Origin of the sequence: Hydrogenophaga sp., assembly GCF_018780385.1 — a bacterium.
In the GTDB taxonomy this organism is placed as follows: Bacteria; Pseudomonadota; Gammaproteobacteria; order Burkholderiales; family Burkholderiaceae_C; genus Hydrogenophaga.
Window position 1 is genome coordinate 579,059 of the sequence record NZ_JADMJO010000003.1, and the last position, 9,016, is coordinate 588,074.

The following is a 9,016-nucleotide window of genomic DNA, read 5'->3' on the forward strand; positions in this document are numbered from 1 at the left end:
GACATCACCACGATCAGGCGCCCGAGTGAGCCTCACCTGGGCCCTGTCCAGCCACCGCGGGCGCACCATCGTTGGTGGTGGCGGGGTGGGACAAGTACTGTTTGGGCAACAGGATCTGAAAGCGCGTGCCTGCACGCCCGGACTCAACCTGGATGGTGGCATCCAGCAGCTCACACAACCGCTTGACGATGGCCAGGCCGATGCCTTCGCCATGGCCGGACGGCGCACTGGTGTCGTGGCCATCCTCGGCATTGGACGCAGACAAGCCTGCATCTTCGGACGACACATGGGCCACATCACCACTGCGCGCGGCCCGGGCCATGTCGCGTGCGTTGTCGGTGGCGACTTCCAGTGCATCCAGCACGTCGGACGCCGGGCTGGGCCCCAGGCCCGGCCCCGTGTCTTCCACCTGCAGCGACCAGCGCGCACGATCATTGGGACCCGCATTCCCCCACGACACCCTCACACCCCCCACCGGGGTGTACCGGATGGCGTTGAGCACAAGGTTCTGCACGATGCGATGGAGTTTGACCATGTCGCTCTCGACCCAGAACACGGGTTCCCCGGACAGTTCCAGGGACAGTCCCTGCGCTGCGGCGAGTGGTCGAAGGTTCTCGCCCAGATCGGTCAAAAGTGCTGCAACATCTACCGTCCCCAGCCGCCGCGGCTCCTGTCCACCTTGCAGCCGAGCCAGGCAGGTGATGTCGTCCAGCAGCTTGTGCAGCGAATGGACGTTGCGTTCAAGCATGCGCACGAAGTTCTCGCGCCCCGACCCATCCAGGTTGGGATACCCCAGTCCTGCCGTGACGTTGGCCACCACGCCCAGGTTGCCTCGCAGGTCGTGGGCGGCTTGTTGCCAGAGCAATGCGCGCTGCCGTTCCAGGCTGCGCAGGTCGTTCAACGCGGCCTCGAGTTCGCTCACATAGCTGGCCGCCTCCATCTGTTGCAGTTTGAAGTACTGGGACGTGCTGCCACTCACGGCCACGCTGAAAATGGAGGCCCACAGCTGCCGTGCGCGGGCCAGGTCCTCGGGCATGGGAGCAGGCTTCAAAAGGGCGCAAGCGTCGAGCTCCCTCACCACGCATTCGTTGAGATGGCCGAGTTCGCGCGAGACTTCGGCCAACCCGAACCCTTGCTGCCATCGGTGCAAGCCGTGCGCGGCGGCGTCGCCCAGGTGGGAAACGTCGGCATCGGGCTCACGCAGCTGGGTTTCGAAACCCTCCAGCAACGACGGAATGTGGTCGACCAACTGGGCACGTGGCAAGGAGTTGCCCGTGGTCAGTGTGACGTCGGCTTCCACCGAAGCGCGCCACGCTCCCACGATGAGATCGCGGCGCAAAGCCATGTGGTCGGCCAGTGCGGGAAGTCCTGAATCGAGCGACGGCATCGGTTACTTTCGGCAAACGAAGTTATCAATTCTGCACGGCTTGACTCGTCTGAGCCGCGATTATTTGCCCGGACGCTGTCTCCCGGGATGCCGTTGATCATTCGGCATCGCGCTGCGCAGGCTCCGGGCGATCTGACGGAGTGATCACAACACTGTGGGTGCGCGCCTTGCGCACTTGCAGGCGCCTGAGCCACACGAGCACCAGGAGAATGAACGCGGTGGCCAGCATGGCCGTGCCTTCACGTCCCAGTCCGGCCGACATGCCCACGGCGGCGGTCGCCCAGATGGTCGCAGCCGTGGTCAGCCCATGAATACGCCCTTCGTTGCCCATCTTGAGCACGGCGCCAGCACCCAGGAAACCGATTCCGGACACGAGGCCCTGAACGACGCGGCTCAACGCATCGGGGCTCATGCCGGCTTCGGCAGGCACCAGCACGAAGAGCGCGGCTCCCAGCGAGACCAGCATGTGGGTGCGCAGACCCGCGTCGGCATCGCGGCGCTCGCGGTCCCAGCCGATCACCGCCCCCAGCAACAGGGCCACCGTCATGCGCGCGGTCACCCGGGTGACCTGCTCCACCTGCAGCAGATCGGAAAACTCGGCACGCAGCGTGGCTCCGATGATCTCGAGTACTGGCATGGACGACCCTTTCGCGAATGGACTTCTAGGTGTTGTTGGGGGATGACGTCCTGGCATGTTGCCAGGACGCGATGTGCTGGAGCAATCGGGCAGGGTCCACCGGTTTGGTGAAATGCTCATCGAAGCCCGCCGCGTGCGCGCGCAGCTTGTCCTCTGCCTCGCTGCGACCGGTCAGCGCGAGGATCAGCATGTGCAAACCGTCCGCGGACTGGCGGATGCGCCGGGCGACCGCGTGCCCATCCAGTCCCGGCATACCGATGTCCAGAATGCTGACGTGGGGATGGAAGCGCGCCACCTGGTCCAGTGCTTCAAGGCCATTGCGCGCAACTTCGACGGCATGGCCTTCCAGGCTTATCAGCATGGCCAGGGTTTCCACGGCGTCAGCGTGGTCGTCTGCGATCAACACCCGCAGCGGGCCACCGTCCGTGGACAGCCAAGGTGAAGGCGAATGGGGGGCGGGCATGGGGGAGACGGAAGGGGATGAAATCAAGAGGATGTCGAAAAGTTACGCTGCCGCATTCAAGCACGGCGCTCACGGGAAGGTATGGACGTAGTCGAGCTGTATGGACCCAGGCATGCCGATTGCCACACTGGTTTTTCCATCACCCCTCTGGAGGCCCTCATGAAATCCCTTCTTCTAGCCGTGGCTGTCGCCATCGGATCTCTCGTGTCGACCGGTTGCTCCGTGACCAGCGGCCAGAGCAGCGTGGGCCAGTTTGTCGACGACACCACCATCACGACCCGGGTGAAGGCCCGATTCGCCGAAGACAAGCAGGTGAGTGCCATGCGCATCGGCGTCGAGACGCTCAATGGCACGGTACAGCTCTCCGGCTTTGCCACCACACAAGTCGAAAAAGACAAGGCCGGTTCCATTGCCCGCGCGGTGCCCGACGTGCGCAATGTGCAAAACAACATCGTCGTTCGGCCCGCCAACTGAGCCTGTAACGCTGTCCTGTCCAGCAAGAAGACGGCAGAGGTGGCACACAGGACGGCCACCTCTCTTCGCTTGTCGCTCAGGCCACGTTCAAAAGCGATGCACGTAACCCAGGCTGGTGGTGGTGATGTCGCGTCGTCCGACCCCGACAAAGTTCAGGTCGTAACGATTCCATTCCAGAACCACGGACGATCTTGGCGACAGGTTGAAGCCCACGCCCACACCGTACGAGCCTTCCCATCCGCTGTCGCTGCCGGAGCCTATGCCCGCCAACGGACTGGCGTTCACCTTGGTACGACCGTAGAGCGTGCCCACTTTGGCAAACAGATTGAGACCTCCCAGAGGCAAGTGGCCCACCAGGCTGATGTTCACGCCGTGCGCGTGCGTACGACCACCGCCGCGGTCGGAACGACCGAAGTCCACATAGCCCAGCTCGGCGCCGAAGTGCTCGTTGAACATGCCGCCGGTGTAGATGTTGTACGAGGTGTTGCTCTCCGAGCATGCAAACCCGCCACCACCGCAAGGCGTGTCCCAGTCAGGTTTGCCGACATTCAGACCGATGTAGCCATTGGTCGCGTACGGAATGACCGAATAGGAGCCTGTGGACGAGTCGTACATACGTCGTTGACCAGTGGAATTCGACGTAGTAGCCTGCGCCATCGTCGCGTCGCTGCTGGACGCGCCGGGTACTGTGGAGCCCTGCATGGTCTGGGCATGGCCAGCACCCGCACATGCCAAAACAAGTGCTGCCAACGGCCATGTTCTTGAGGAATGGATTGAACGATTCATGGTGCAGTCCTGAAGTAGGTTGATGAAAACTGCGTAAAGACTGGCGCAGTCGACTTTCAGGGCAAGCCGCGTGCCCTGATGTTCGAATGCGGGACACAAGGACCATGACGACATGAAACAGTGGATGCGTTTGCGCTTGAAGCCCCAGTCGATCCGATCGCGCCTGATTCTGTTGGTGCTGGCCATCCTTTTGCCGTCCCTCGTGGCCGGGTTGTGGGTGGTGGGTCTCACCTTCAGGCTGGCGCGCGACACCAACGAGCGCCATCTTGAAGACACCGCGCGTGCGCTGTCGATGGTGCTGGACCTCGAACTCGCGAAACGATCGGGGGTGGTGCGTGGCCTGGCGCTCTCACGCATGCTGGATGCCGCACCCAACATTGCCCCCGGCACGCTGCGCGCATTCGACGAACAGGCGCGTCGCACGCTCACCGGCCTGGAGGGCTGGCTGGAGATGCGCAGCGCCGATCGCGTGTTCATCAATACCCGCTTGACTCCCGGCGAACTGCCTCGCTCCCTGGCGACAGGGGCCTTGGTGCCGTTGGTCGACACCCCCCAGATCCTGCCGTTGCGGGAAAGCGAGCAACTCGGGATCTACCACGCTGCGCTGGTGCAACCGGTGCTGCGCGAAGGTCGCGCCGTGCTCAATCTCACCTTGACCGTGATGCCGCATGAATTCCAGCGCATCATCGACCAGCAAAAGATCAACGAACAGTGGGTGGCGGCGATCCTTGACAGCGAAGGCCGTCTTGTGGCGCGGCACCCCGGCGGTGCGGCGCATGCCGGACGCTATGCGACCGAGGAACTGCGCCAGCGTTTGTCCACCGAACGGGAAGGCCTCCTGCACACGAAGTCGCTCGAGGGCAACGACATCACCATCTTCTTCAGCACGTCCGCACAAGGCTGGACGTACGTCACCGGCATGCCCACGGCGCGCTTCGAAGGTGTGGTGCCGGAGGACGTGCGCAACGCGGCGCTCGCCACCTTGCTGATGCTGACGCTGGCCATCGCCGCTGCCCTGGGGGTTTCGCGCAGCATCGTGCGCCCGATCCACGCCATCAAGCAACTCGCACTGGGCATGCGGGACGGGGGAGCCGTGCACGCGGATGCCACCGGCATCACCGAGTGCGACGACGTGGCCCAGGCCCTGGAGCGGGCCAGCGTATCGATTCGAGGTGCTCAGGTCGAGTTGGAGCAGCGCGTGGCTGAGGCCGTCGCCCTCACCCGCAACGCCGAACAGCGGATGTCGCACAGCCACCGGCTTGAGGCCCTGGGCCGGCTCACGGGTGGCGTGGCACACGACTTCAACAACCTGCTGGGCGTGATCAGCAACAGCGCGCACCTGATGCTGAGAATGACAAGCGACCCGGAGTTCATCTCGGCACTGGAGGCCTCCCTGCGGGCGGTGGGCGCCGGGAGCCGCCTGACCCAGCACCTGTCCCGGTTCGCCGGACGCCAACCAGTACGTCCTTGCGTCATCCACCTGGCGATCTTTCTGCCCGAAGCCGCCGATCTGATTCGCGCGTTGATGGGTCGCCATATCAAGCTCACGGTGGTGATCGACCCGTCGATGCCGACGTTGTTCGCCGATCCCAACGAGCTTGAACTTGCCCTGATCAACCTGGCGCTCAATGCCCGCGACGCCATCGCCGAACGTGGCCATGTCGAGCTTCGGACCTTGCGGGCCGAGCCCGACGACTGTGCGGAGCTGGATCAGGAAGACTGCGTGGTCGTGTCCGTCACCGATGACGGACACGGTATGGGCGAGGACATCATCAAGCGGGTGTTCGAGCCCTTCTTCTCCACCAAGGACCACCTGCAGGCCACTGGGCTGGGGCTCAGCCAAGTGTACGGCTTCTGCCACCAGTCGGGGGGCACCGTCCGGATCAACAGCACGCCGGGGCTGGGCACCACGGTGAGCATGGTTTTGCCGGCGTCCGGTGCCAGCGAGCCCGCTGTTCCCCCCACCGGTGCCCGCCCATCCATCATCGGCGCCCGTGTGCTGCTGGTGGACGACAACGAGGAACTTCGCGGTGTCACCGCAGCGCTGCTGGCCACCTTCGGCTGTGAAGTGATTTCCAGCCCATCGCCCCAGGAGGCACTGCGCATCCTGCAGAACAACGGAAGCATCGACGTGGTGCTCACCGACGTGCTCATGCCCGGCCCCATGGATGGCGTCGCCCTGGCCAAACAAGTGCGCGAACTCATGCCTGCGTTGCCGGTGGTGTTGATCAGCGGCCACCGGGGCAACGCCGAGGACCTGGACTTCCCTTTCATCCAGAAGCCGTGCACGCCTGAGGCCCTGGTGGCTGCGCTTGAGAAGGCGATGGCTTTGCAGCGTGAGGGATGCACACCTCCCTGACGCGTTGTTTCGGGAACGCCATGTGCCCATTGAAGGAGGGTCGAACACGACCAGACAGCCGGCTGACAGGCCCGGTTTCTACCCCAACCTTCAAAGGAATGTCATGGACAACAAAGACGTGATCAAAACACTGAACTCACTGATCGAAACTTCGAAAGATGGTGAGTATGGTTTTCGACTCTGCGCCGAGCACGCTCAAACCAGTCAGATCAAGGAGCTCTTTCTGACGAGGGCTGGCAGCTGCGCCCGGGCTGCCTCGGAACTTCAAACCCTGGTGATCCAGTACGGTGGCAAGGCGGAAACCGAAGGCTCCACGGCAGGCTCTCTGCACCGCGGCTGGGTCGCGGTCAAAGGCACCTTGGCGGGCTATTCCGATCTGAAAATGCTGGAAGAAGCAGAGCGCGGCGAAGACGCTGCATTGGACGCGTACCGCGATGCCCTGCGTGATGAGGACCTGCCTTCGGACGTTCGCGCCGTGGTGGAGCGCCAGTACCAGGGGGTCAAGGAAAACCACGATCAGATGCGCAACTTGCGCAACCGTGCGCGCGAGAGCAGCCACTGACCGATCTTGCCGGCCTTGGCCGGTTTCACCCTCTCAACGCCGTGAAGGGCCTTCGCGGGGTTGAGGTGGTCGTTCCCGCTTCGGCTGTTCGGCGGCCAGTTCCGCATCGCTGTGGCCATCGCCCACCGGGTCGGCCGATTCGTCTTCCACCCCCGGACTTGGGAGCGCCGTGCCACCCTCCTCGGGAACAACCGGGGAGGGTGGCACGGTGGCCAGAGGGGCGTGAGGATCCAGCAGCGCGCAGGGCGGGGACTCCGAACCAGGCTGATCTTTGCGGGTGGCCTGGCACACCACTTCTTCCACACTGGCGCACTCCAGAGCGCTGAGTTTCTTCTCGGTCATCTCAACGGGTCACGCGCGCCACAAGCGCACCGACAGCGAAGGCCAGCAGAACAGACGACAACGGATGCTGACGCACCGTCTCGCGCACGCTCTGCGTCCACTCATCGCCGCGTTCGCGCAAATGTTGTGCCTGTTCATGCAAGGCTTCGCTTGCGTGGGCAACGCCCGACTCCAGTTTCTGCACTGCCGGGCCGGCCTTGTCTGCGAAGCGATCCACAGCGCTGTGTGCACTATCGGTCACACGGTTCAGGATGTCCTTGCCCTGGCCTTCCACTGAGGTTTGTCCAGCGGGCCGGGAGAAATCTGATGAGCCCATCGGGGTGGGGCGAGTTGTGCTGTCAGCCATTGCGGTCTCCTAAAAGGACGTGAAGGAAAAGAATCTCGCGGGGGCGGCGCTTGGGCCATCCCCGGAGACCCTTTGTCACGGCAATCGGCATGCCGGGACCAAGCCCCGATCGAGGAAATCTCAGCCTTCGCCGCCCTCGGTACCTTTGTCGGCCGTGTACTGTTTGAGACGGTTGTAAAGCGTCTTCAAACTGATCCCCAATGCCGCCGCCGTGCGCTCCTTTTGATGCCGGTAGTGGCGAAGCGTGGCCAGAATGATGGTCTGCTCCGCCTCGGCGAGCGTCACCCCCATCGAGATGACGATCGAATCGCCCTGCGCGCGCGGCTCGGCGGGTGCGGGCTCGGGCTCGCGCGTGCTCACCTCCACGGGCACCGGTGTGGCGGCCGGGACATGGGCATGATCGTCCACCTGCCGGGGCAGCCACTGTGCGTCAATGTGTGAGTCCAGCGACATCACGTAAGCCCGGTACACCGCGTTGCGCAGCTCCCTCACATTGCCTGGCCATGGGTAGCGGGCGAGTTGCTCGAGCGCCTCGGGTGTGAAGGTCTTGCTCTTGCCCTCCTGCGTGCTGACCATGCGCAGAAAGTGCTCTGCCAGCAGACCCACGTCCGAGAGTCGCTCACGCAGCGGCGGCAACTCGATGGGAAACACATTGAGTCGATACATCAGGTCTTCGCGCAGGCGCCCGTTGGCCACCGCTTGTGCCGGAGGTCGGTTGGTGGCGGCGACGATGCGCACGTCGGTCTCCTGGGTCTGGGTGGCGCCCACCCGCATGAAACGCCCGGTCTCCAGCACACGCAAGAGCTTCACCTGCAGGTCCAGGGGCATTTCCGTTATTTCATCCAGAAACAGGGTGCCGCCCGCGGCACGTTCGAAGAAGCCCTGGTGTTGGCGCTCGGCGCCCGTGAAGCTGCCCTTCTCGTGGCCAAAGATTTCACTTTCGATCAGGTTGGGCGAGATCGCTCCGCAGTTGACCGCCAGGAACGGCATCTTGCGCCGGCGGCTCAGCTCGTGAATGGTCTGGGCAACCACTTCCTTGCCGGTTCCACTTTCCCCCGTGATGAACACGGTGACGCCGGTGCCCGCCACACGGGAAATCTGCTCATACACGCGTCTCATGTTGGGAGCGCGCCCCCAGAGCTGCCCGAAATGCCCGTCGCTGGCAAGTTTTTCCGTCAAATCTGCCACTTCGGCCTGAAGCACGGCAGGCTTCGTCACGCGCGAGAGCACGCCTTGCAGATGCTTGAGGTTGATGGGTTTGACGATGTAGTCCACCGCACCCAGACGCAGCGCAAGAATGGACGTTTCCAGACTCGCGTGGCCGGTGATGAGCACCACCTCGGAATTGGACAGGAGCTCAGGATCCTTGAACAGGTCCATGCCGCTCCCGTCGGGCAGGCGCAGATCGAGCAGCACGATGTCGGGCTGTTGAAGCGCGAGCTGTTTGCGCGCATCCAACAAGTTGGAGGCGGTGGACACCGTGAGGCCTTCGCTGGCGATCAACGCCTTGAGCGACGCGGCCGAATCCACATCGTCCTCGACGATCAAGGCGTGAGTCATGCATTCACCAATCTGGAAGTTTTCAAGGCGACCCGCCGCACAGCCGGCGGCAAAGTGGACGGGCGCGCAAGCCGCAGCTTGCAGACTGTTCCGTTGGCCC

10 protein-coding genes are annotated in these 9,016 nt (G+C 63.6%); 3 read left to right on the plus strand and 7 right to left on the minus strand.

Going from position 1 to position 9,016, the window contains the following annotated elements:
* Positions 1-13 precede the first annotated feature (13 nt).
* The 3 genes from IV113_RS03305 to IV113_RS03315 form a co-directional block, all read right to left on the minus strand.
* Positions 14-1,387: a HAMP domain-containing sensor histidine kinase gene (locus IV113_RS03305; protein ID WP_291080768.1), complete on the minus strand. Its 1,374-nt coding sequence runs from the start codon at positions 1,385-1,387 to the stop codon at positions 14-16.
* Positions 1,388-1,484: 97 nt separating this feature from the next.
* Positions 1,485-2,024, minus strand: a complete 540-nt coding sequence (locus tag IV113_RS03310; RefSeq protein ID WP_291080770.1) for an MgtC/SapB family protein — start codon at positions 2,022-2,024, stop codon at positions 1,485-1,487.
* A gap of 25 nt (positions 2,025-2,049) precedes the next feature.
* Entirely contained in the window at positions 2,050-2,487 is a 438-nt protein-coding gene (locus IV113_RS03315) for a response regulator (RefSeq protein ID WP_291080772.1), read from the minus strand.
* 159 nt (positions 2,488-2,646) lie between these two features.
* Between IV113_RS03315 and IV113_RS03320 the strand changes: the two genes are divergently transcribed.
* Positions 2,647-2,961 carry a BON domain-containing protein gene (locus tag IV113_RS03320; RefSeq protein WP_291080774.1) on the plus strand — a complete coding sequence of 105 codons (315 nt, stop codon included), beginning with the start codon at positions 2,647-2,649 and terminating at the stop codon, positions 2,959-2,961.
* An 87-nt stretch (positions 2,962-3,048) separates the two neighbouring features.
* On the opposite strand, the gene IV113_RS03325 is transcribed toward IV113_RS03320, so the two are convergent.
* Positions 3,049-3,663 carry an outer membrane beta-barrel protein gene (locus tag IV113_RS03325; protein WP_291080776.1) on the minus strand — a complete coding sequence of 205 codons (615 nt, stop codon included), beginning with the start codon at positions 3,661-3,663 and terminating at the stop codon, positions 3,049-3,051.
* A gap of 196 nt (positions 3,664-3,859) precedes the next feature.
* On the opposite strand from IV113_RS03325, the gene IV113_RS03330 reads away from it, so the two are divergent.
* A complete protein-coding gene (locus IV113_RS03330) occupies positions 3,860-6,106 on the plus strand; it encodes an ATP-binding protein (RefSeq protein WP_291080778.1) in 2,247 nt (748 codons plus the stop codon).
* Positions 6,107-6,209: 103 nt separating this feature from the next.
* Positions 6,210-6,668, plus strand: a complete 459-nt coding sequence (locus IV113_RS03335; protein WP_291080780.1) for a PA2169 family four-helix-bundle protein — start codon at positions 6,210-6,212, stop codon at positions 6,666-6,668.
* 33 nt (positions 6,669-6,701) lie between these two features.
* On the opposite strand, the gene IV113_RS03340 is transcribed toward IV113_RS03335, so the two are convergent.
* From IV113_RS03340 to IV113_RS03350, 3 genes are all read right to left on the minus strand, one after another.
* Positions 6,702-7,010, minus strand: coding sequence for a hypothetical protein (locus tag IV113_RS03340; protein ID WP_291080782.1), 309 nt, complete (start codon positions 7,008-7,010; stop codon positions 6,702-6,704).
* 1 nt (position 7,011) lies between these two features.
* Complete coding sequence (locus tag IV113_RS03345; protein ID WP_291080784.1) at positions 7,012-7,284, minus strand: hypothetical protein; 273 nt, start codon at positions 7,282-7,284, stop codon at positions 7,012-7,014.
* A 192-nt stretch (positions 7,285-7,476) separates the two neighbouring features.
* The gene (locus IV113_RS03350) at positions 7,477-8,916 is read right to left on the minus strand and encodes a sigma-54 dependent transcriptional regulator (protein WP_291080786.1); all 1,440 of its coding nucleotides are present in this window, start codon (positions 8,914-8,916) and stop codon (positions 7,477-7,479) included.
* Positions 8,917-9,016 lie beyond the last annotated feature (100 nt).